The following is a 21,806-nucleotide window of genomic DNA, read 5'->3' on the forward strand; positions in this document are numbered from 1 at the left end:
TAAACAGATTAAAATAGTATAAGGAATATTATTTTATCCCCCTATTTTAGAACGCAATGAAATCCCTAAGTCAATTATACCTAAGATTGTCACAAGAGGAAACAGCATCGGAATAAACATGCATGCAATAAAACTAATAATAGGAACCCCTTTAGTAAAACCTTTTCTATACGCTAAAAAGGCGATAAATGTCAGACCTTGCAGTACAAGCAATAGCGCAAATATGACATTTATGTTAGAAAATACCATATGTAAATATGATGTTGGTTCTACTTTTATAAAAGTTGCTAACAAAATAAATATAACGTAATACCAAATGATACTCTTTGGTAATTGTATATCTTTAAATTTAGGCCAAGATATAACTTCATGTTTTAACTTTTTCAAAACACTACCTGATATTATCACTGTAATCCAAGAAAAACATACTGAAACTAGCACAAGTATACTTGGAAGTAACGATTGTAATATATCATTCATTTGTGCAAGTAGCTCTTTTTGTTCCTTACTAATCGGCATACCTGTAGCACTTACTATCTTTTCGCTTTTCGCCATACTTTCACTAAACATACTTTGCATTTGCTTCATTATATCTATGTTGAAAAACTTTATACTCGCAACATAAATAAGTACAAAACCAATTAAGTATGCAAGCGTCCCCGCTATTAAGATTTCAACTGGCTTTTTTCTTGTTTTATACATATATCCTAAAACAATCCCTATCAATCCAAACATAATTGTCTTCACTAAATTCAGCGGTTGACTCACAATAATAGTAACAAAAAGTGCTGCTACAAAAACCACGAGCACATTAGATAGTTTATGTCTTATCATTAATAGTATAAATGGTAACGGCAACGCAAAAGTTACAACTGTACCCAAAATCGGAACATACATAGATATAAGCAATAAAATTGCATATATAGCTAATAATGCTGCACCTTCTGTAATAAACTTTGTTTGTTTCACATTTTAACCTCTCTTTCAAAAAGAAAAGCATAGCAAAATGCACAGTAGAGTCCGACTCTACTGTGCATTTCATACGCTATTATTCACCAACATATGGTAAAAGTGCCATTTGACGAGCACGTTTAATTGCAACTGTAAGTTTGCGTTGGTATTTTGCGCTTGTTCCTGTTACACGACGAGGTAAAATTTTACCACGCTCAGAAACGAAACGTTTTAATAAATCAACATCTTTATAGTCAATGCGAGTGATGCCGTTAGCTGTGAAGAAACACACCTTACGACGTTTCGCACGTCCACCTTTGCGTCCTGCCATGTCTATTTCCCTCCATTCTTTGTTAAAACTAACAAATTTACTGTATTAGAACGGTAAATCGTCGTCGGAAATGTCGATCGGTTGACCTACATTTGAAAATGGATCGTCATTCTTCGTAAATCCAGAGTTACCTTGGTTACCTGAATTACTAGATTGACCAAATGGGTTAGAGCCTTGGTTACCGAAACCAGCTCCTGATGGTTGCTGATTAAATGAACCACGTTGCTCCCCACCGCCATTACGCGGCTCTAAAAATTGCACGCTTTCCGCAAGAACTTCTGTTACGTATACACGTTTACCATCTTGTCCCTCGTAATTACGAGTTTGAAGACGCCCATCTACGCCTGCTAAGCTACCTTTTTTCAAATAATTTGCTACGTTTTCTGCTTGTTTACGCCATATTACACAATTAATAAAGTCAGCTTCACGCTCACCTTGCTGATTGGCAAATGCGCGATTCACAGCTAACGTAAAAGTAGCTACTGCGACACCATTGGGCGTGTAACGTAAGTCAGGGTCCTTAGTTAAACGACCAACGAGGATAACACGATTCATCAATCGAACCACTCTCCCTTATATATCAATTATTTTTCTTCTTCTTTAACAACGATATGACGAAGGATGTCTTCGTTGATCTTAGCTAAACGGTCGAATTCGTTAATCGCTTCTGCGTTAGATTTCACGTTTAAGATCATGTAGAAACCTTCACGTAAGTCGTTGATTTCGTAAGCTAAACGACGCTTACCCCACTCTTTCGTGTTAATGATTTCTGCACCATTGTTTGTTAAAACACCTGCAAAACGTTCAACTAAAGCTTTTTGAGCTTCTTCTTCAACGCCAGGACGAATGATGTACATAATTTCGTACTTTCTCATTACACTTTCACCTCCTTTTGGTCTAAACGGCCCGTAATGGGCAAGGAGCAATTAATTTATAGTAATTACTCACGAGTTTAGATTATATCATAGTAAGTTATATGAATCAACTCACCAATACATAAAAAACTTGGCAAACATATAATATATTTGCCAAGTTCATATCTTTATTTTTCCTAGGAAATATTAAATTAAACGTTAAAACGGAAGTGCATAACATCTCCGTCTTTTACGATATATTCTTTTCCTTCTAAACGTACTTTTCCAGCTTCTTTTGCAGCTGTCATAGAACCGTTTGTCATTAAATCATCGTAAGAAACTGTTTCTGCACGAATAAATCCACGCTCAAAGTCTGTATGAATAACACCAGCACATTGTGGTGCCTTCATTCCTTGTTTAAATGTCCAAGCACGTACTTCTTGAACGCCAGCTGTAAAGTACGTAGCAAGTCCTAATAGGTCATATGCTGCACGAATTAATTGATCTAAACCAGACTCTTCAATTCCTAATTCTTCAAGGAATACTTTTTTCTCTTCTTCGTCTAATTCAGCGATTTCTGATTCAATTTTTGCACATACAACGATTACTTGAGAATTTTCATTTGCTGCAAATTCTTTTACCATTTGTACGTATTTATTTTCCGAAGGATCAATAATATCGTCTTCACTTACATTCGCTACGTATAACATTTCTTTTGTTGTAAGTAAATGAAGGCCTTTAACAATCTTCATCTGCTCTTCTGTAAATTCAACAGTACGAGCTGGTTTTCCCTCTTCAAAAGCTTCTTTTAAACGAACTAAAATTTCATGCTCATATACCGCTTCTTTATCTTTTTGTCTTGCTAATTTCGCAACACGCTCGATACGCTTATCAACAGACTCTAAATCCGCTAAAATTAGCTCTAAATTGATTGTTTCAATATCATCAATTGGATCTACTTTCCCTGAAACGTGCGTAATATTTTCGTCTTCAAAACAACGAACAACTTGGCAAATTGCATCTACTTGACGAATGTGAGATAAGAATTTATTTCCTAAACCTTCACCTTTACTAGCACCTTTTACGATACCTGCAATATCAGTAAACTCGAATACAGTCGGAACAGTCTTTTTCGGTTCTACTAATTCCGTTAATTTATTTAAACGCTCATCTGGTACTTCTACAATCCCTACGTTTGGATCAATTGTACAGAATGGATAGTTCGCAGATTCTGCTCCTGCTTGTGTAATTGCATTAAATAAAGTGGACTTCCCTACGTTAGGTAATCCAACAATCCCAGCCGTTAATCCCATATTTTTCACTCCTATGTCTCAATCTTTCATCATTATAGATAGTAACGAAAAAAATGACAAGTTTCCGCCAAACGAAAAAAAGTAACAGTTACCTACTGTAACTGTTACTCTCCCTCTATTCTTCGTGCTTCACAAGTATTTTTTTCACCTTACGATCAAACTCTCTTCGAGGAATCATTACTGAATGGTCACACCCCTCGCACTTAATGCGGATATCCATTCCCATACGAATAATTTTCCAACGATTCTCGCCACATGGATGGGCTTTCTTCATTTCCACAACATCATACAAGTTATATTCCTTTTGCTCCATTCTCCAAACTCCTCTCCATACTAAATTGCTTTTCCACTAACTAATTCTTCACGATTATATAAAACCATACGTGGATATGGAATTTCAATTCCATGTAAATCAAGACGATTTTTAATCTCTTTACGAAGTGCCCTTGCAATAACTGCATGTTGCATCGGTTCTACTTCAGCAATAACACGTAATATAACTTCTGATGCAGCTAATGTTTGCACACCTAATAATTGAGGCGTTGTTACCATTTTTTCGTACTTTGAAGGTAATTCTACTAATAAATCTTCAATAACTTGCTCTGCTTTCGCAATATCAGCCTCATATGAAATAGATACATCAACAAACGCTACACTATTACTAACTGAGTAGTTAGTAACTTGAATAATACTTCCATTTGGTAAAGTATGAATTTCACCTGTCCAACTCTTTACTTTCGTTGTACGAAGTCCAATTTCTAAAACGACTCCTTCAAATTGACCGATTTTAACATAATCGCCAACTGAAAACTGATCCTCTAACAAAATAAATAAACCTGTAATAACGTCTTTCACTAAACTTTGAGCACCAAATCCGACTGCTAAACCAATTACCCCAGCACCCGCTAATAAACCTGATGCATTAATATCAAACACACCTAAAATCGCAATTAGCATAATGAACATAACAACGTACGCTACAATATTTTCAAGTAATTTCGCTACTGTAACTGTACGACGTTCTGAAATTTGAATTGGAGAACGACTCCCCATACGAAACGCATTTCGTACAACCGCCCTTGCAATTCGCACAACAACTGCACCAATTGTTAAAATAATACATATTTTTAATGTCGCAACTCCAATATGAGCCCAACGATCAGCATCTAATAAATACTGTTTCATAGAATTAAACCACTTCGCTAATAAATCCATGTACCTCTACCTCTCTAGCTAAAATTTCTTTTTAGTTACCCTTATTATTGTATCAGAAGTCCCCTAATTGCTGAAAAAATTTTATGATTTTAATCCTATTTTATCCCCGACATCCAGGTATAAAATGGAACGAATATATATATACTAGTACTATTATTTCCGTTTTCATTCACATTTTGCAAAAATTACGCACTTATAACTTTCCATTTTCCTCACCATATAACATATATTGAAAATTTATTAAAAGGATGGGTGCTTCATGAATATTGGAAGTTTTCGCTTACCATTTTTTGAGAAAGAAACTCAAAACGTTATGCACCAAGATCTAGAAGCCTCTGAGATAATCAGTAATTTCTTACTTACCCATATTCCTATTAAAACTAATATACCACTCATTCTCGTTTGTATCGGCACAGATCGCTCTACAGGTGACGCACTCGGCCCATTAGTTGGTACAAAACTTGAACAAATAGACATCCAAAACCTCCAAGTATTCGGTACACTAGATGAGCCAGTACATGCGCTAAATTTAGAGGAGAAAATTCAGAATATACAGAAAGAATATCCTACTGCATTTATAATTGCTGTTGATGCATGTTTAGGAAAGTCCCAAAATATCGGATCAATCACTACTGGAAAGGGACCTAGTAAACCTGGAGCTGCTATGAATAAGAAATTACCTGCAGTTGGTGATTTGCACATACACGGTATCGTCAATCTAAATGGGTTTATGGAGTTTTTCGTTCTTCAAAATACAAGATTAAGTTTAGTCATGAAAATGGCTGATGTAATCGCAAAAAGTATAAAAGAGACGGATCAAAAATTATCCGCATTAAAAAAAGCAAACCATCTATAAATAATAAGATGGTTTGCTTTTTAATTTTTCTGTGCTAATAGTTCTAAAATACGATTTAAATCTTCTTTATTAAAAAATTCAATTTCGATTTTACCTTTTTCTTTTTTCGTCTCTTTAATTTTCACATCTGTGCCAAACTTTTCTCTTAAGAACGTTTCACGTTCTACGAAAAATATATTTCGCTCTTTTTTCACTTTTTTTGTTTCACGTGAAACGTGTTGATTAATCTCTTGGACGATTTTCTCTAATTGACGAACATTTAATCCTTCTTTTTCAATGCGTTTCAATAAGGACTTCAATTGTTCTTCATCTTTTATCGTAAGTAAAGTTCTCCCATGAGCCATTGAAAGTTGACCATTTGCAATCATATCTTGTACGAAAGAAGGTAGGCTTAATAACCGAGTATAATTTGCAATGTAAGGTCTGCTTTTACCAAGACGTTTCGCTAATTGTTCTTGCGTTACATTTAGCTCATTCATTAACATCTGGTATGCCATTGCCTCTTCCATAGGATTTAAATCTTCTCGTTGTAAGTTTTCTAACAAAGCAAATTCCATCATTTGCTGTTCAGTTAATTGTCTTACAACCGCAGGTACTTTTTCTAAACCAGCCTCTTTTGCAGCACGAAATCGTCTTTCACCTGCAACAATTTCATATCCTTTAATACTCTTCCTAGCAATTAATGGTTGTAGAATACCGTGTTCCTTAATCGAAATTGCTAATTCCTGAATCGCCTCTTTATTAAAGTGTTTACGCGGTTGATATGGATTCGGCCTTAATTCAGTTACAAGAATCTCCTGAATTGTTTCCTCTTCTTGCACATCTAAATCAGGAAAAAACACATTAATTCCTCTTCCTAATCCTTTAGCCACCTGCAATCACTTCCTCTGCTAAATCTATATACACTTCTGCTCCTCTTGATTTAGCGTCATACTGCATAATAGGTTTCCCATGACTTGGAGCCTCGCTCAAGCGTACATTACGCGGAATAATCGAGCGATATACTTTATCCCTAAAATACTTTTTCACTTCATCTATAACTTGAATCCCTAAATTTGTACGGGCATCCAACATTGTTAACAATACACCTTGAATTGCTAAATTTTTATTTAAATGTTTTTGTACAAGTCGAACTGTATTTAATAGCTGACTTAACCCTTCTAGTGCGTAATATTCACACTGTACAGGAATAATAACAGAATCTGCTGCTGTTAATGCATTAATCGTTAATAACCCTAAAGATGGGGGACAGTCGATAATAATATAGTCATATTCATCACGAACTGGCTGTAATGCTCTTTGCAAACGTACTTCCCGGGAAATAGTCGGTACCAATTCAATTTCAGCACCAGCCAATTGAATTGTAGCGGGTAGAACATCTAAGTTTTCAGTTGCGGTTTTCTGTATAACCCCTTGAACATCTGCATCTTCCACAAGAACGTTGTAAATACATTGATCTAATTCAGATTTTTCAATTCCCACACCAGTCGTTGCATTTCCTTGAGCATCAATATCTACAAGAAGGACTTTTTTACCTACTTGCGCCAATCCAGCCCCTAAATTAACAGATGTTGTTGTTTTTCCAACACCGCCTTTTTGATTAGCAATAGCAATGATTTTTCCCATGATGTCACCTACTTTCAACCTTTCTATCTTATTCTAGTAACAATTACGTTTATTGTAACATGAAATAAAACTTTTTCTTTTACGTCCTTTATTAAACTTCAAAATTTATTTCTAAACTCCTTCTTCATTTAACAAGAAAATATAGTAAAAGAGACCTCTCCAATAGGATAAGGTCTCTAGCACGTCATTATTATTTTTTCTTTGGAATTTTAATTGTAATTTGATAGTACTCATCAAATTCTTCTTCCTCAGAATTAACATTCAAACCACTTTCAGTAACCATTTGTAAAGATTGTCTAATTGTATTCATAGCAATCCTCGTATCTCGACTTACTGCTTTTTGCTTTGCCTTACGCTTCGGTTTCGCTTCCTCTAGTAACTTCGCAATTCGTTCTTCTGTTTGCTTTACATTTAGTTGTTTCTCAACAATTTCCTGTAAAACCTTCAGTTGTAATTCCTCATTTTTTAAAGGAATGAGAGCGCGGGCATGACGTTCTGTAATGCTTTTTTCTAATAATGCACTTTTTATTTCTTCAGGCAACTTTAACAAGCGCAACTTATTTGCGATTGTAGATTGTCCTTTTCCAAGTCGTTGTGCCAATGCTTCTTGTGTTAAATTATGTAACTCAATCAGCTTTTGATATGCCACAGCTTCCTCGATTGCCGTTAGTTCCTCACGTTGCAAGTTTTCAATTAAAGCTACAGAAGCTGTCTCTGTATCATTTAAATTCTTTATAATTGCAGGAACCTTTTCCCAACCTAACTTTGTTGCCGCGCGAAAACGTCTTTCTCCAGCAATAATCTCGTACTTATCATCCTCATATTGCCTTACAACAATCGGTTGAATAAGTCCATGTGTACGAATTGTTAATGCTAGCTCATCAATACGCGCATCATCAAAAACTGTTCTTGGTTGATAACGGTTAGGGGTAATATTTACTATCGGAATTTCTTGTATTTCTTCATATACCTTTTTATCTATCTCTTCATGGCTTTCGTCTTGTAATTCGAATTCGCTCTCTTTATCTCCAAAGCCAAATAAACGAGAAAACGTATTTTTCATACATATTCCACCACCTTTTAGGCCTATTGACTATTCTCCATAAAATGTTTCCTATGAAACATTTACGTTTTCATTTATATAATTTAATCTTACGTCTAATAAGATTTATTTTTCAATAGGTAATTTATTGGGTGTTCCCGGTTTGCGTGGATATTTCTTTGGTGTCTTGCGCTTTTTCTCGATTAATAAAATATTACGTTCACTCTCTTCAAACGGCAATTGGAACGTAGACATCTCTTTTAACTCTCCGCCTAGCACCTCTAAAGCATACTTGCCATTTTCAATTTCTTCGTTTGCTGCTGCACCTTTCATTGCAATGAATGTTCCTCCAACTTTTACAAGTGGTAAACATAGCTCACTTAATACAGAAAGACGCGCAACTGCACGTGCCATTACAATATCGTATGATTCACGTACACCTTCTTTTTTCCCAAATGTTTCAGCACGATCGTGACAAAATGCAACATCACTTAATTCTAACTTTTGGGCTAAGTGATTTAAGAAATTAATACGTTTTTGCAATGAATCTACAATTGTTACTTTTAAGTGCGGGAAACAGATTTTTAAAGGAATACTTGGGAATCCAGCCCCTGCACCAACATCACAAATTGAGAATGGTTTTGAAAAATCATAATAAAAAGCAGCTGTAATGGAATCAAAAAAGTGTTTTAAATATACTTCTTCTTTTTCTGTAATAGCCGTTAAGTTCATTTTTTCATTCCACTCTACTAATGTTTCAAAGTAGATTTTGAACTGCTCTAACTGTCTAGAAGAGAGGGTGATTCCCTTCTCTTCTAGCATAGATTGAAATTGTTCTATGTTCATCTAGCAATATCTCCTTACTATTTATTGGTTCGATACGCGTGCAATTTTTCCTTGTTCTATATACACAAGTAAAATGGAAATATCCGCTGGATTTACGCCAGAAATACGTGAAGCCTGCCCCATTGAAAGTGGACGAACATCTTTCAATTTCTGTCTAGCTTCTGAAGCAAGGCTAGAAATCGCATCATAATCAATATCTACAGGGATTTTTTTACTCTCCATTTTCTTCATACGCTCTACTTGCTGTAAAGATTTTTCAATATACCCTTCATACTTAATCTGAATTTCAACTTGTTCTTTAACTTCATCACTTAATTCTACTTCACTTGGTACTAAAAGATGAATATGCTCATATGTCATCTCTGGACGACGTAATAAGTCACTTGCACGTATTCCATCTTTCAATTCACTTCCGCCAATATTGCGAATTAATTCTTGAACTTCAGGACGTGGTTTAATAATAATGCTGCTTAAACGTTCCTTTTCCTGTTCAATTTGTAATTTTTTATTTGTAAATCGCTCATAGCGCTCTTCTTTAATTAATCCAATTTCACGACCAACTTCAGTTAAACGAAGATCAGCATTATCGTGGCGTAATAATAGACGGTATTCTGCACGAGACGTTAATAAACGATATGGTTCATTTGTACCTTTCGTTACAAGATCATCAATTAAGACGCCAATATAAGCATCCTCGCGACCTAAAACAACTTCTTTTTTACCTAAAGAACGGCATGCTGCATTAATTCCAGCCATAAGCCCTTGTCCGGCCGCCTCTTCGTAACCAGAAGTTCCATTAATTTGTCCTGCTGTATATAAATTTTTAATCTTTTTCGTTTCAAGTGTTGGCCATAGTTGTGTTGGCACAATTGCATCATATTCAATTGCATAACCTGTACGCATCATTTCAACATTTTCTAGGCCTGGAATTGTTCTAAGCATGTCACGTTGTACATCTTCTGGTAAGCTTGTGGATAAACCTTGTACATATACTTCTTGTGTATTACGCCCTTCTGGCTCTAAGAAAATTTGATGGCGTGGTTTATCATTAAATCTTACTACTTTGTCTTCAATAGAAGGACAGTATCTAGGGCCTGTTCCTTTAATCATACCAGAATACATAGCTGAACGATGTAAATTTTCATCTATTAAACGGTGTGTTTCTGTACTTGTATATGTCAACCAACATGGAATTTGATCCATAATAAATTTCGTTGTTTCAAAAGAGAACGCACGTGGCTTATCATCACCTGGTTGAATTTCTGTTTTACTGTAGTCAATTGTATTACTGTTTACACGCGGAGGTGTCCCTGTTTTAAATCTAACAAGATCAAATCCAAGTTCCTCTAAATGCTCAGATAATGTAATAGACGGTTGCTGATTATTTGGACCGCTTGAATATTTTAAGTCGCCCATGATAATCTCGCCGCGTAAAAATGTTCCAGTTGTAATTACAACAGTTTTTGCTGTATATTCTGCACCAGCTTGTGTAACTACCCCTTTACATACACCTTCTTCAACGATTAAACGCTCTACCATTCCTTGGAACAACGTTAAGTTTGGTGTTTCTTCAATTGTTTTCTTTAATTCATGTTGGTAAGCGAATTTATCAGCTTGCGCTCGAAGTGCACGTACGGCTGGTCCCTTACCTGTATTTAGCATACGCATTTGAATATGAGTTTTATCAATATTACGTCCCATTTCTCCGCCTAATGCATCAATTTCACGAACAACAATCCCTTTTGCTGGTCCACCAACAGAAGGGTTACATGGCATGAATGCTACCATATCCAAATTAATTGTTAACATTAATGTTTTTGAGCCCATTCGTGCTGCCGCAAGACCAGCTTCACATCCTGCATGACCTGCACCGATTACTATGACATCGTATGAACCGGCATTGTATCCCATTGTTTATTCCTCCTAATAATCTCTATCTTTCTACAACTTCACTATATTATTTTCCTAAACAAAATTGAGAGAACAACTGGTCAATTAAGCTTTCATGCACTGTGTCCCCAGTAATTTCACCAAGTATTTCCCACGTTCTTGTTAAATCAATTTGTACCATATCAATTGGTACACCATTTTCAATCGCCTCAACTGCATCACCGATTGTTTTTCCTGCTTGTGTTAATAATCCAATATGTCTCGCATTAGAAACATATGTCATATCTGCAGAATCGATTGTTCCTTCAAAGAATAAATCAGCTATTGCCTTTTCTAGTTCAGCTATTCCTTGTTCCTCAATTAAGGATGTTGTAATAACACGATTTCCCGCGGCTAACTCTGTAACACGTTCCATATCAATCGCTTGCGGTAAATCAGTCTTATTCACAATAACAATAAAGTCTTTTCCTTGTACCGCACGGAATAGATCTTCATCCTCATTTGTTAAAGCCTCGCTATAGTTGACAACAACTAATACTAAATCCGCTTGGCTCATCATTTCTTTTGAACGTTCCACACCAATTCGTTCAACAACATCTTCTGTCTCCCGAATACCGGCTGTATCTATAAGTTTAAGAGGTACACCACGCACGTTAACGTACTCTTCAATAACATCACGAGTTGTTCCTGCAATATCAGTTACAATTGCCTTTTTCTCCTGAACAAGACTATTTAATAACGATGATTTCCCAACGTTAGGTCTACCGATAATTGCTGTAGCAATACCTTCACGTAAAATTTTCCCCTGTTTTGATGTTTCTAATATTTTTTCGATTTCCGAACGAACATGCGTCGCTTTCTCAATTAAAATATTATGTGTCATCTCTTCTACATCATCGTATTCTGGATAATCTATATTTACCTCAACATGAGCTAATGTTTCTAATATTTCTTGACGCAAAAGACCAATTAATTTAGATAATCGCCCTTCCATTTGATTAATTGCTACATTCATCGCACGATCTGTTTTTGCTCGAATCAAATCCATAACAGCTTCTGCTTGTGATAAGTCGATACGTCCATTTAAAAAAGCACGTTTTGTAAATTCGCCCGGTTCTGCCAATCGTACTCCTTGTGCTAGAATAAGTTGCAATACTTTATTTACTGAAACAAGTCCACCGTGACAGTTAATTTCCACTATATTTTCACGTGTAAAAGTCCTTGGTGCGCGCATAATAGACACCATAACTTCTTCAATAACTTGATTTGTATCTAAATCAACAATATGACCATAATGAATAGTGTGAGAAGGAACCTCTGTTAAATCCTTCCCCTTAAAAATACGATCAACTTTCTCAACCGCATCATCCCCACTTACTCGAACAATGGCAATTGCACCCTCTCCAAGCGCTGTGGAAATCGCAGCAATTGTATCAAATTCCATGTCCTTTCACCTCACTTGCTTATTTATCTCTATTTCAACATGATTATTTCTTTCACTAAATTATTAGGATACCATAACGAACCTATCTACAAAAGAAGAATAACTCATTTTATTATATCCCCATGTAAAAAACACTAAACTTATTCACAGTGGATAAGTTTAGTGTTTTTTAGTTATCCACATCTATTTTCCGCTCAAAAAAACCGGCACTCATTTGAGCAACCGGTCATTTAGGAGATATTACAACATGCCGATGTGGTTCATTTCCTTCAGAAGTTGTATTGATACCTTGATGATTTGATAATGCCTGATGAATAATTTTTCGTTCAAAAGATGGCATCGGTTCTAAAATAACTCTTTTTTTCGTATTAAATACTTGTTTCGCTAATCGATAAGAAAGTGATTCTAACGTACTTTTTCTTTTACTACGATAATTTTCAGCATCTAGTGTAATACCGATATACTGCTTCGTGTTACGATTCGCGACAAGTTTTGTTAAATACTGTAAAGAGTTCAATGTATTACCTCTTTTCCCAATTAAAACACCTACATTATCACCAGAAATTGTGAATTCGATTTCGCGTCCTTTTACAATTTTACTAATCTCGACTTCCACACCCATATCGTGAATAACCTTTCTTAAATATTCTTCACATTCTTGAATTGGATCTTTCTTCAATACAACTTCTACTACTGCAGGGCGATTCCCAAATAAACCTAAGAATCCCCTTTTACCCTCATCGACAATATTTATATCTACTCGATCTTTTGATGTATTTAATTGCCTTAAAGCATCCTCTACTGCCAGCTCGACTGTTTGTCCTTTAGCAGTAATTATACTCACTTGCTTGAGCCTCCAGCTTTGTTAGCCTTAATCTCTGGCCCTTTGATAAAGTACATTTGAGCAATACCAAAGATATTACCAACAACCCAGTAAAGTGATAATGCAGCTGGGAAGTTAATTGCAAAGATTAAAATCATAATCGGCATAAGCCAAATCATCATTGCCATTTGTGGATTTTGACCAGCAGTTCCTGCCATTGCAAGCTTTTGCTGAATAAATGTCGTAATCGCTGCAACAACCGGTAAGATATAGTAAGGGTCTGCCTGTCCTAAATCAAACCATAAAAATGTATGTTTACTAATTTCTGATGTTCTCATAATCGCATGATAAAATGCGAATAAAATAGGCATCTGAACAAATATTGGTAAACAACCGGCTAATGGATTTACACCATTTTTTTGATATAGCTGCATCATTTCTTGTTGTAATTTTTGCTGTGTTGCTTGGTCTTTCGAGCTATATTTCTCTTTTAACTTTACCATTTCTGGTTGTAACGCCTGCATAGCTTTCGTACTCTTCGTTTGCTTAATCATTAATGGTAATAATGCAAAACGAATAATAAGGGTCGTAATAACGATCGCTAAACCGTAATTATCACCAAGCCATGTCGCAAAATACGTGATTAACTGAGAAAGCGGGTATACGAAATATTCATTCCAAATCCCAGTGCTCTTCGATGTAATCGGCTGACCCGTTTCACTACAGCCGGTAGCAATTGCCATTAATGTAATAACCATGGCCAGTAAACCTATTTTCTTTTTCAAAGCCTGCTCCTCCTTGTTTCGGTATGTATATAGTGTAATTCATTTCCTTACGCTACTTTTTTATTCTTTTCATACCAGAGCGTTTAAAGACATGAATTAAGCTTTTCTTTACTTCTTCATATGTCATCTCTGCACAAGGCTTCCTTGCTATTATAACAAAATCTTTTCCAGAATCTATCTCATCTTTTAGCTCTGTAATAGCCTGACGGACCATGCGCTTAATTCGATTACGAACTACTGCATTTCCTATTTTTTTGCTAACAGAAAGGCCGATGCGAAAGTTTGGCTGTTCTTCTTTATCTAATTGGTATACAACAAACTGACGATTCGCATTTGATTTTCCTTTTTGAAAAACCGCCTGGAATTCATCATTCTTCTTTATACGATGTTTTTTCTTCATATCAATTGACACTCCTGTATTTCATCAGCGGAAATTCACTATTATTAGAAAAAAAGACCACTGAACGATCAGTGGTCTACGCAGATAATACTTTTCTTCCTTTACGACGACGAGCTGCTAGCACTTTACGTCCGTTCGCTGTGCTCATACGGCTGCGGAAACCATGTACTTTGCTGCGCTTACGTTTATTTGGTTGGTAAGTTCTTTTCATTATATGACACCTCCCTGAGGAATATCTGTTAAAGACAGTCCTATAAATTATAGTTAATTAACTAGGAAAATGTCAATGGTTCTAGAAATTTTCATCAAATATTCATTTTGAACCTATTCACATACTTTTTCACAGCACCTATATTTCCTTGTGGATAAATATTTTTTCGCGTTTTTTATATCCACAAACTTTTTTCACACTTTTACACAGTATATCGTGTTGTGGACAAGTTTATTCCACAAGGTATTGATTTTGTGGATAACTTTCTTAAATTCATTGCTATAGCCACTTTTTTTTGATATTATAGTTGTGTTTTCACTTTGAATAAGTTTTCCACATCTTTATCTTATCCACAATTTGTGTATAACATGTGGACAGTTTTAATCACATGTGGGTAAATAGTTGTCCACATTTACTTTTTTTGTCGAAAACCCTATCTCATATACAAACGACGTTTTTAGGTTTTAAAATACGTTTCGTATAAATATACATTTTATATTTATTAGGTTGTACATTTGTTGCGCAACCTTATTCTTTTACCAACTTAGTAAAGGAGGGACACCTTTGGAAAATATCTCTGATTTATGGAATAGTGCCTTAAAAGAATTAGAAAAAAAGGTAAGCAAGCCTAGTTATGAGACATGGTTAAAATCCACAACGGCTCATAACTTGAAGAAAGACGTATTAACGATTACAGCTCCGAATGAATTTGCTCGTGACTGGCTAGAATCTCATTACTCCGAACTAATTTCAGAAACACTATACGATTTAACAGGGGCAAAATTAGCAATTCGCTTTATTATTCCCCAAAGTCAAGCTGAAGAGGACATTGATCTGCCTCCAGTTAAGCCGAATCCAGCACAAGATGATTCAGCTCATTTACCACAGAGCATGTTAAATCCAAAATATACATTCGATACATTTGTTATTGGCTCTGGTAACCGTTTTGCCCATGCAGCTTCATTAGCTGTAGCTGAGGCGCCAGCTAAAGCGTATAATCCACTCTTTATTTACGGAGGAGTTGGACTTGGAAAGACACATTTAATGCATGCAATTGGTCATTATGTAATTGAACATAATCCAAATGCAAAAGTTGTATATTTATCATCAGAAAAATTTACAAATGAATTTATTAACTCTATTCGTGATAATAAAGCTGTTGATTTTCGTAATAAATATCGCAACGTAGATGTTTTATTGATAGATGATATTCAATTTCTTGCTGGAAAAGAACAGACTCAAGAAGAGTTTTTCCATACATTTAATGCATTACACGAAGAAAGTAAACAAATTGTAATTTCTAGTGACCGACCACCAAAAGAAATTCCAACTTTAGAAGATCGTCTTCGTTCCCGCTTTGAATGGGGACTTATTACAGACATTACGCCACCAGATTTAGAGACACGAATTGCGATTTTACGCAAAAAAGCAAAAGCTGAAGGGCTTGATATACCAAATGAAGTTATGCTTTATATCGCAAATCAAATTGATTCAAATATTCGTGAATTAGAAGGTGCACTTATCCGAGTTGTAGCTTATTCATCTTTAATTAATAAAGATATTAATGCTGATTTAGCAGCTGAAGCACTTAAAGATATTATTCCAAATTCTAAGCCGAAAATTATCTCTATTTATGATATTCAAAAAGCTGTCGGGGACGTTTATCAAGTGAAATTAGAAGATTTTAAAGCGAAAAAACGTACAAAATCAGTTGCGTTTCCTCGCCAAATTGCAATGTATTTATCGCGCGAGCTTACAGATTCCTCTTTACCAAAAATAGGTGAAGAATTTGGTGGACGTGATCATACAACAGTTATCCATGCCCATGAAAAAATCTCTAAACTACTAAAAACCGATACGCAATTACAAAAGCAAGTTGAAGAAATTAATGGTATTTTAAAGTAGTAGCTGAATAGTGTGAATAACTTACCTTGTTTTACGCACAGTCTATCCACATGTAGATAGACTGTTTTTACATCCTTTAGCGGGGTTATCCACATATCCACAAGCCCTATTACTATTACTACTATTTTTTATCTTTATTAATTAAATAAAATCTTATACTTACCGGAGGTTTTTCTTTATGCGTTTTACAATACAAAAAGACTATCTTGTAAGAGGTGTACAAGATGTAATGAAGGCAGTTTCTTCTCGTACAACAATCCCAATTCTTACGGGAATTAAAGTTGTAGCAACTGAAGAAGGAGTTACATTAACAGGAAGCGATGCTGATATTTCTATTGAATCGTTTATTCCAGTCGAAGAAGATGGAAAAGAAATCGTAGAAATAGCTCAATCAGGAAGCATTGTTTTACAGGCAAAATATTTTAGTGAGATTGTAAAAAAACTACCTAAAGACACTGTCGAAATTTCTGTAGAAAATCATTTTATGACAAAAATAAAATCTGGAAAATCAGAGTTTAACTTAAATGGTTTAGATTCTGCAGAATATCCGTTATTGCCACAGATTGAAGAACATCATGTATTTAAGATACCAACAGATTTACTTAAACATATGATCAGACAAACTGTATTTGCAGTTTCTACTTCTGAAACAAGACCAATCTTGACAGGTGTAAACTGGAAGGTATATAACAGCGAGTTAACTTGTATTGCAACAGATAGTCATAGGCTGGCACTTCGAAAAGCAAAAATTGAAGGACATAATATTGCAGATGAATTCCAAGCTAATGTTGTTATCCCAGGTAAGAGCTTAAATGAATTAAGTAAAATTTTAGATGAGTCTGAAGAAATGGTAGATATCGTTATTACGGAGTATCAAGTATTATTCCGTACAAAACATTTATTATTCTTCTCAAGATTGTTAGAAGGGAATTATCCTGCTACGACACGTTTAATTCCGGCAGAGAGTAAAACGGATATTTTTGTGAATACAAAAGAATTCCTACAAGCAATTGATCGCGCTTCACTATTAGCAAGAGATGGCCGCAATAACGTTGTTAAATTATCAACTTTAGAGCAAGAAATGCTAGAGATTTCTTCGAATTCACCAGAAATCGGAAAAGTTGTCGAAGAAGTACAATGCGAAAAAGTAGATGGAGAAGAGTTAAAAATATCTTTTAGTGCAAAATATATGATGGATGCATTGAAAGCTTTGGATAGTACAGAGATTAAAGTTAGCTTTACTGGGGCGATGAGACCGTTCTTAATTCGTACAGTAAATGATGATTCAATTATTCAATTAATTTTACCGGTTCGTACTTACTAGGTAAGGAATAAGGGTTGCTAGTTTAAAGATGCTAGTGGCCCTTATTTGATTTTTGGGTATTACTTTCCTAATGCTAGTTTATTTAGTACAATGAAAGAATGAACACTTTCAGAAAGTGAGCGATTTTATGAAACGTATTAAAATTTCAACAGAGTATATTACACTAGGACAATTTTTAAAGTTAGCTGATGTAATTGATACAGGTGGCGCTGTAAAATGGTTTTTACAAGAATATGAAGTGTACGTGAACAACGAACTTGAAAATAGAAGAGGTCGCAAACTATATGCGAATGATGTTATTGAAATTCCAGGAAGCGGAACTTTCCAAGTTCAGGCATAAAGGGGGAGCCCTTTGTTTATTTCAGAAATACAATTAAAAAACTATCGCAATTATGAAAAATTAGAGCTTTCCTTTGAAGATAAGGTAAATGTAATTATCGGCGAAAATGCGCAAGGGAAAACAAATTTGATGGAAGCTATTTATGTTTTAGCGATGGCGAAATCTCATAGAACCTCTAATGATCGCGAACTTATCCGCTGGGATGAAGATTTTGGTCAAATAAAAGGGAAATTACAAAAAAGAAACAGTTCTTTGTCTTTGGAATTAAATATTTCGAAAAAAGGTAAAAAGGCAAAATTAAATCAACTTGAACAACAAAAGTTAAGTCAATATATTGGCGTGATGAACGTTGTCATGTTTGCCCCAGAAGATTTAAATCTTGTAAAAGGAAGCCCTCAAGTAAGAAGACGCTTTTTAGATATGGAATTAGGACAAATAGCTCCTGTATATTTGTATGAATTAAGTCAATATCAAAAGGTGCTCACGCAACGAAATCACTTGTTGAAAAAAATGCAAGGGAATAGTAAGAATGAGGAAACGATGTTGGATGTATTTACACTTCAACTAATTGAGCATGGTGCGAAAATACTGCAAAAACGTTTTGAATTTTTGCATTTGCTACAGGAATGGGCAGCTCCAATTCATCGAGGTATAAGCCGTGGATTAGAAGAGTTAGAAATTGTCTATAAACCAAGTGTAGATGTATCAGAATCAATGGATTTGTCGAAAATAAAAGAAGTATACTATGAAAGTTTTCAATCTGTGAAACAACGTGAAATTTTCCGTGGTACGACTTTAATTGGTCCTCATCGTGACGATTTACAATTCTTCGTTAATAGTAAAAATGTTCAAGTCTTTGGTTCGCAAGGACAACAACGAACGACCGCACTATCCCTAAAATTAGCTGAAATTGAATTGATTTATTCAGAGGTTAAAGAATATCCAATCCTTTTGTTGGATGATGTTTTATCAGAATTAGATGATTATCGTCAATCACATCTTTTAAATACAATTCAAGGAAAAGTGCAAACATTTGTTACAACGACGAGTGTCGACGGAATTGAACACGAAACATTAAAAGAAGCGAAAACAATTCATGTAACGAACGGCACTGTAGATTGTGAAATAGATAGGGAATAACCCCTGTTTAAATGGAAAAGTAGGTGATCTTTGTGTCAATGGAACAAAAGCAAATGCAAGAAAATGCATATGATGAAAGTCAGATACAGGTGCTTGAAGGACTAGAGGCAGTTCGGAAACGCCCTGGTATGTATATTGGATCTACAAGTGGAAAAGGGCTTCACCATCTTGTTTGGGAAATCGTAGATAATAGTATTGATGAAGCACTTGCAGGTTATTGTGATGAAATTAATGTTAGTATCGAAGAAGATAATAGTATTCGTGTAACGGATAATGGGCGTGGTATTCCGGTTGGTATACAAGAAAAAATGGGACGTCCAGCTGTAGAAGTTATTATGACTGTTCTCCACGCCGGTGGTAAATTTGGCGGTGGCGGTTATAAAGTTTCTGGTGGTTTACATGGTGTTGGGGCATCGGTTGTAAATGCTCTATCAACAGAATTAGAAGTATTTGTACATCGTGAAGGTAAAATCCATTATCAAAAATACGAAAGAGGTATTCCGGTTGCGGATTTAAAAGTCATTGGTGACACCGATCAAACAGGAACAATAACTCGATTTAAACCAGATCCGGAAATTTTCCAAGAAACAACAGTATACGATTTTGATACGCTAGCAACTCGTATGCGTGAATTAGCGTTTTTAAATCGTAATATTAAATTAACAATTGAAGATAAACGTGAACATAAGCAAAAGAAAGAATTCCATTACGAAGGTGGAATTAAATCATACGTTGAGCATTTAAATCGCTCAAAACAACCGATTCATGAAGAGCCTGTGTACGTAGAAGGTTCAAAAGATGGTATTCAGGTTGAGGTTTCTCTTCAATATAACGAAGGATACACAAATAATATTTACTCATTTACGAATAACATCCATACGTATGAAGGTGGTACACATGAGGTAGGTTTTAAAACAGCTTTAACTCGTGTAATCAACGACTATGGTCGTAAAAATAGCATTTTAAAAGATGCGGACAGTAATTTAACTGGTGAGGATGTTCGTGAAGGTTTAACAGCAATTGTATCAATCAAGCATCCAAATCCACAATTTGAAGGACAAACGAAGACAAAACTTGGGAATAGTGAAGCGAGAACAATTACAGAGTCTGTATTCTCAGAGGCATTTGAAAAGTTCTTACTAGAAAATCCTAATGTAGCGCGAAAAATTGTAGAAAAAGGTACGATGGCTGCACGTGCACGTGTAGCTGCGAAAAAAGCGCGTGAATTGACACGTCGAAAGAGTGCGTTAGAAGTTTCAAGTTTACCTGGTAAATTAGCTGATTGCTCTTCGAAAGATCCAGCAATTAGTGAAATTTACATCGTAGAGGGTGACTCTGCGGGTGGATCTGCAAAACAAGGACGCGATCGTCATTTCCAAGCAATTTTACCGCTGAAGGGTAAAATTATTAATGTGGAAAAGGCGCGCTTAGATAAGATTTTATCAAATGATGAAGTTCGTACAATTATTACGGCAATCGGTACAAATATTGGTGGAGACTTCGATATTGAAAAAGCACGCTATCATAAAGTTATTATTATGACCGATGCCGATGTTGATGGTGCACATATTCGTACCCTATTATTAACGTTCTTCTATCGTTATATGCGTCAAATAATTGAGTGTGGTTATATCTATATTGCACAGCCGCCATTGTTTAAAATACAACAAGGTAAAAAAATTCAATATGCTTACAACGATAAGGAACTTGAAAAAATCTTAGCTGAGCTACCAGCCCAGCCGAAACCAGGAATTCAACGTTATAAAGGTCTTGGGGAGATGAATCCAACTCAGCTATGGGAGACGACAATGGATCCAGAAGTACGTTCGTTACTTCAAGTTTCTCTTCAAGATGCAATAGAAGCAGACGAAACGTTTGAAATTTTAATGGGTGATAAAGTAGAACCGCGTCGTAACTTTATCCAAGAGAATGCAAAATACGTGAAGAACCTTGATATTTAAATGAGTAATGACAGGAATCTAAGTATTCCTGTCTTCTACATATAAATCAATGTATGTGTAACGGAAATGTAAGAGGAGGTGCTCGTTGATGTCAGACAATCAACAACAAGCACGAATTCGAGAAATTAATATTAGTCATGAAATGCGTACCTCATTTTTAGATTACGCAATGAGTGTTATCGTATCTCGTGCATTACCAGATGTTCGTGATGGATTAAAACCTGTGCATCGTAGGGTTTTATATGCGATGAATGATTTAGGAATTACAGCTGATAAAGCGTATAAGAAATCAGCACGTATTGTCGGTGAAGTAATTGGTAAGTATCACCCTCATGGTGATTCAGCCGTTTATGAAACAATGGTACGTATGGCGCAAGATTTTAGTCAACGTTATATGCTTGTAGATGGGCATGGTAACTTCGGTTCTGTAGATGGAGATTCAGCAGCAGCAATGCGTTATACAGAGGCAAGAATGTCTAAGATTTCTATGGAATTAATACGTGATATTTCAAAAAATACAATTGATTATCAAGATAACTATGATGGTTC

General features: G+C 35.4%; 24 protein-coding genes (1 of these 24 only partly in view). 7 read left to right on the forward strand and 17 right to left on the reverse strand.

What is annotated here, in order from left to right; translation table 11 throughout:
* Positions 1-33 precede the first annotated feature (33 nt).
* The 7 genes from MHH55_RS28100 to MHH55_RS28130 form a co-directional block, all read right to left on the reverse strand.
* Positions 34-969, reverse strand: coding sequence for a YybS family protein (locus MHH55_RS28100; protein ID WP_078186677.1), 936 nt, complete (start codon positions 967-969; stop codon positions 34-36).
* A 79-nt stretch (positions 970-1,048) separates the two neighbouring features.
* On the reverse strand, positions 1,049-1,282 hold the full coding sequence (rpsR, locus tag MHH55_RS28105) for a 30S ribosomal protein S18 (protein WP_000918873.1): 234 nt from the start codon (positions 1,280-1,282) through the stop codon (positions 1,049-1,051).
* Positions 1,283-1,327: 45 nt separating this feature from the next.
* Positions 1,328-1,840 (reverse strand): single-stranded DNA-binding protein, encoded by a 513-nt coding sequence (ssb, locus tag MHH55_RS28110; RefSeq protein WP_000981966.1) that lies wholly within the window; start codon positions 1,838-1,840, stop codon positions 1,328-1,330.
* Between the two features lie 26 nt (positions 1,841-1,866).
* Complete coding sequence (gene rpsF, locus MHH55_RS28115) at positions 1,867-2,157, reverse strand: 30S ribosomal protein S6 (RefSeq protein ID WP_001233778.1); 291 nt, start codon at positions 2,155-2,157, stop codon at positions 1,867-1,869.
* Between the two features lie 191 nt (positions 2,158-2,348).
* Complete coding sequence (gene ychF / locus MHH55_RS28120) at positions 2,349-3,449, reverse strand: redox-regulated ATPase YchF (RefSeq protein WP_000524657.1); 1,101 nt, start codon at positions 3,447-3,449, stop codon at positions 2,349-2,351.
* A gap of 115 nt (positions 3,450-3,564) precedes the next feature.
* On the reverse strand, positions 3,565-3,762 hold the full coding sequence (locus MHH55_RS28125) for a DUF951 domain-containing protein (RefSeq protein ID WP_000435485.1): 198 nt from the start codon (positions 3,760-3,762) through the stop codon (positions 3,565-3,567).
* Positions 3,763-3,782: 20 nt separating this feature from the next.
* Positions 3,783-4,664, reverse strand: a complete 882-nt coding sequence (locus tag MHH55_RS28130; protein ID WP_000364814.1) for a mechanosensitive ion channel family protein — start codon at positions 4,662-4,664, stop codon at positions 3,783-3,785.
* A gap of 259 nt (positions 4,665-4,923) precedes the next feature.
* Here MHH55_RS28130 and yyaC point away from each other — a divergent pair, with 259 nt between their 5' ends.
* Positions 4,924-5,520 carry a spore protease YyaC gene (gene yyaC / locus MHH55_RS28135; RefSeq protein ID WP_001020714.1) on the forward strand — a complete coding sequence of 199 codons (597 nt, stop codon included), beginning with the start codon at positions 4,924-4,926 and terminating at the stop codon, positions 5,518-5,520.
* 20 nt (positions 5,521-5,540) lie between these two features.
* Here the strand turns inward: yyaC and spo0J are convergent, their stop codons facing one another.
* The 10 genes from spo0J to rpmH all read right to left on the reverse strand — a co-directional run bounded on the left by spo0J (position 5,541) and on the right by rpmH (position 14,587).
* On the reverse strand, positions 5,541-6,392 hold the full coding sequence (gene spo0J / locus MHH55_RS28140; protein ID WP_078186678.1) for a stage 0 sporulation protein Spo0J: 852 nt from the start codon (positions 6,390-6,392) through the stop codon (positions 5,541-5,543).
* A complete protein-coding gene (soj, locus tag MHH55_RS28145) occupies positions 6,385-7,146 on the reverse strand; it encodes a sporulation initiation inhibitor protein Soj (protein ID WP_000516114.1) in 762 nt (253 codons plus the stop codon). The genes spo0J and soj overlap by 8 nt, the downstream gene beginning before the upstream one ends.
* A 190-nt stretch (positions 7,147-7,336) precedes the next feature.
* Positions 7,337-8,209 carry a nucleoid occlusion protein gene (gene noc, locus MHH55_RS28150; RefSeq protein ID WP_000799016.1) on the reverse strand — a complete coding sequence of 291 codons (873 nt, stop codon included), beginning with the start codon at positions 8,207-8,209 and terminating at the stop codon, positions 7,337-7,339.
* 105 nt (positions 8,210-8,314) lie between these two features.
* Positions 8,315-9,034: a 16S rRNA (guanine(527)-N(7))-methyltransferase RsmG gene (rsmG, locus tag MHH55_RS28155; protein WP_001019628.1), complete on the reverse strand. Its 720-nt coding sequence runs from the start codon at positions 9,032-9,034 to the stop codon at positions 8,315-8,317.
* A 21-nt stretch (positions 9,035-9,055) separates the two neighbouring features.
* Positions 9,056-10,945 (reverse strand): tRNA uridine-5-carboxymethylaminomethyl(34) synthesis enzyme MnmG, encoded by a 1,890-nt coding sequence (gene mnmG, locus MHH55_RS28160; protein ID WP_000541031.1) that lies wholly within the window; start codon positions 10,943-10,945, stop codon positions 9,056-9,058.
* A gap of 46 nt (positions 10,946-10,991) precedes the next feature.
* Complete coding sequence (gene mnmE / locus MHH55_RS28165) at positions 10,992-12,368, reverse strand: tRNA uridine-5-carboxymethylaminomethyl(34) synthesis GTPase MnmE (protein ID WP_074555682.1); 1,377 nt, start codon at positions 12,366-12,368, stop codon at positions 10,992-10,994.
* Between the two features lie 226 nt (positions 12,369-12,594).
* Positions 12,595-13,212, reverse strand: coding sequence for an RNA-binding cell elongation regulator Jag/EloR (jag, locus tag MHH55_RS28170; protein ID WP_078186679.1), 618 nt, complete (start codon positions 13,210-13,212; stop codon positions 12,595-12,597).
* On the reverse strand, positions 13,209-13,976 hold the full coding sequence (gene spoIIIJ, locus MHH55_RS28175; RefSeq protein ID WP_000726764.1) for a YidC family membrane integrase SpoIIIJ: 768 nt from the start codon (positions 13,974-13,976) through the stop codon (positions 13,209-13,211). Before spoIIIJ ends, jag begins: the two co-directional genes overlap by 4 nt.
* Positions 13,977-14,028: 52 nt before the next feature.
* Complete coding sequence (rnpA, locus tag MHH55_RS28180) at positions 14,029-14,376, reverse strand: ribonuclease P protein component (protein ID WP_000726621.1); 348 nt, start codon at positions 14,374-14,376, stop codon at positions 14,029-14,031.
* 76 nt (positions 14,377-14,452) lie between these two features.
* Positions 14,453-14,587 carry a 50S ribosomal protein L34 gene (gene rpmH, locus MHH55_RS28185; RefSeq protein WP_000831901.1) on the reverse strand — a complete coding sequence of 45 codons (135 nt, stop codon included), beginning with the start codon at positions 14,585-14,587 and terminating at the stop codon, positions 14,453-14,455.
* Positions 14,588-15,151: 564 nt separating this feature from the next.
* Between rpmH and dnaA the strand changes: the two genes are divergently transcribed.
* The 6 genes from dnaA to gyrA form a co-directional block, all read left to right on the forward strand.
* Positions 15,152-16,492, forward strand: coding sequence for a chromosomal replication initiator protein DnaA (gene dnaA, locus MHH55_RS28190; protein ID WP_000428017.1), 1,341 nt, complete (start codon positions 15,152-15,154; stop codon positions 16,490-16,492).
* A 178-nt stretch (positions 16,493-16,670) separates the two neighbouring features.
* Positions 16,671-17,816 carry a DNA polymerase III subunit beta gene (dnaN, locus tag MHH55_RS28195; RefSeq protein ID WP_078186680.1) on the forward strand — a complete coding sequence of 382 codons (1,146 nt, stop codon included), beginning with the start codon at positions 16,671-16,673 and terminating at the stop codon, positions 17,814-17,816.
* A 127-nt stretch (positions 17,817-17,943) separates the two neighbouring features.
* Positions 17,944-18,156, forward strand: coding sequence for a S4 domain-containing protein YaaA (gene yaaA / locus MHH55_RS28200; RefSeq protein WP_000821364.1), 213 nt, complete (start codon positions 17,944-17,946; stop codon positions 18,154-18,156).
* Between the two features lie 12 nt (positions 18,157-18,168).
* Positions 18,169-19,296 (forward strand): DNA replication/repair protein RecF, encoded by a 1,128-nt coding sequence (recF, locus tag MHH55_RS28205; protein WP_000470745.1) that lies wholly within the window; start codon positions 18,169-18,171, stop codon positions 19,294-19,296.
* Between the two features lie 38 nt (positions 19,297-19,334).
* Positions 19,335-21,257 carry a DNA topoisomerase (ATP-hydrolyzing) subunit B gene (gene gyrB / locus MHH55_RS28210; protein ID WP_000435982.1) on the forward strand — a complete coding sequence of 641 codons (1,923 nt, stop codon included), beginning with the start codon at positions 19,335-19,337 and terminating at the stop codon, positions 21,255-21,257.
* An 88-nt stretch (positions 21,258-21,345) separates the two neighbouring features.
* On the forward strand, positions 21,346-21,806 hold the start of the coding sequence (gyrA, locus tag MHH55_RS28215) for a DNA gyrase subunit A (protein WP_001282864.1). The gene runs 2,011 nt beyond the window's last position; only the first 461 of its 2,472 coding nucleotides appear in the window; its start codon is at positions 21,346-21,348; its stop codon lies beyond the right edge, outside the window.

This window comes from Bacillus sp. FSL K6-2944, assembly GCF_038005385.1.
GTDB classification, from domain to species: domain Bacteria; phylum Bacillota; class Bacilli; order Bacillales; family Bacillaceae_G; genus Bacillus_A; species Bacillus_A cereus.

What these genes read in the sequence shown, in the direction of transcription:
- rpsR (WP_000918873.1), bottom strand. Translation starts at nt 1,282, where the DNA reads ATGGCAGGACGCAAAGGTGGACGTGCGAAACGTCGTAAGGTGTGTTTC.
- rpsF (WP_001233778.1), bottom strand. Translation starts at nt 2,157, where the DNA reads ATGAGAAAGTACGAAATTATGTACATCATTCGTCCTGGCGTTGAAGAA.
- ychF (WP_000524657.1), bottom strand. Translation starts at nt 3,449, where the DNA reads ATGGGATTAACGGCTGGGATTGTTGGATTACCTAACGTAGGGAAGTCC.
- MHH55_RS28125 (WP_000435485.1), bottom strand. Translation starts at nt 3,762, where the DNA reads ATGGAGCAAAAGGAATATAACTTGTATGATGTTGTGGAAATGAAGAAA.
- MHH55_RS28130 (WP_000364814.1), bottom strand. Translation starts at nt 4,664, where the DNA reads ATGGATTTATTAGCGAAGTGGTTTAATTCTATGAAACAGTATTTATTA.
- yyaC (WP_001020714.1), top strand. Translation starts at nt 4,924, where the DNA reads ATGAATATTGGAAGTTTTCGCTTACCATTTTTTGAGAAAGAAACTCAA.
- soj (WP_000516114.1), bottom strand. Translation starts at nt 7,146, where the DNA reads ATGGGAAAAATCATTGCTATTGCTAATCAAAAAGGCGGTGTTGGAAAA.
- noc (WP_000799016.1), bottom strand. Translation starts at nt 8,209, where the DNA reads ATGAAAAATACGTTTTCTCGTTTATTTGGCTTTGGAGATAAAGAGAGC.
- rsmG (WP_001019628.1), bottom strand. Translation starts at nt 9,034, where the DNA reads ATGAACATAGAACAATTTCAATCTATGCTAGAAGAGAAGGGAATCACC.
- mnmG (WP_000541031.1), bottom strand. Translation starts at nt 10,945, where the DNA reads ATGGGATACAATGCCGGTTCATACGATGTCATAGTAATCGGTGCAGGT.
- mnmE (WP_074555682.1), bottom strand. Translation starts at nt 12,368, where the DNA reads ATGGAATTTGATACAATTGCTGCGATTTCCACAGCGCTTGGAGAGGGT.
- rnpA (WP_000726621.1), bottom strand. Translation starts at nt 14,376, where the DNA reads ATGAAGAAAAAACATCGTATAAAGAAGAATGATGAATTCCAGGCGGTT.
- rpmH (WP_000831901.1), bottom strand. Translation starts at nt 14,587, where the DNA reads ATGAAAAGAACTTACCAACCAAATAAACGTAAGCGCAGCAAAGTACAT.
- dnaN (WP_078186680.1), top strand. Translation starts at nt 16,671, where the DNA reads ATGCGTTTTACAATACAAAAAGACTATCTTGTAAGAGGTGTACAAGAT.
- yaaA (WP_000821364.1), top strand. Translation starts at nt 17,944, where the DNA reads ATGAAACGTATTAAAATTTCAACAGAGTATATTACACTAGGACAATTT.
- gyrB (WP_000435982.1), top strand. Translation starts at nt 19,335, where the DNA reads ATGGAACAAAAGCAAATGCAAGAAAATGCATATGATGAAAGTCAGATA.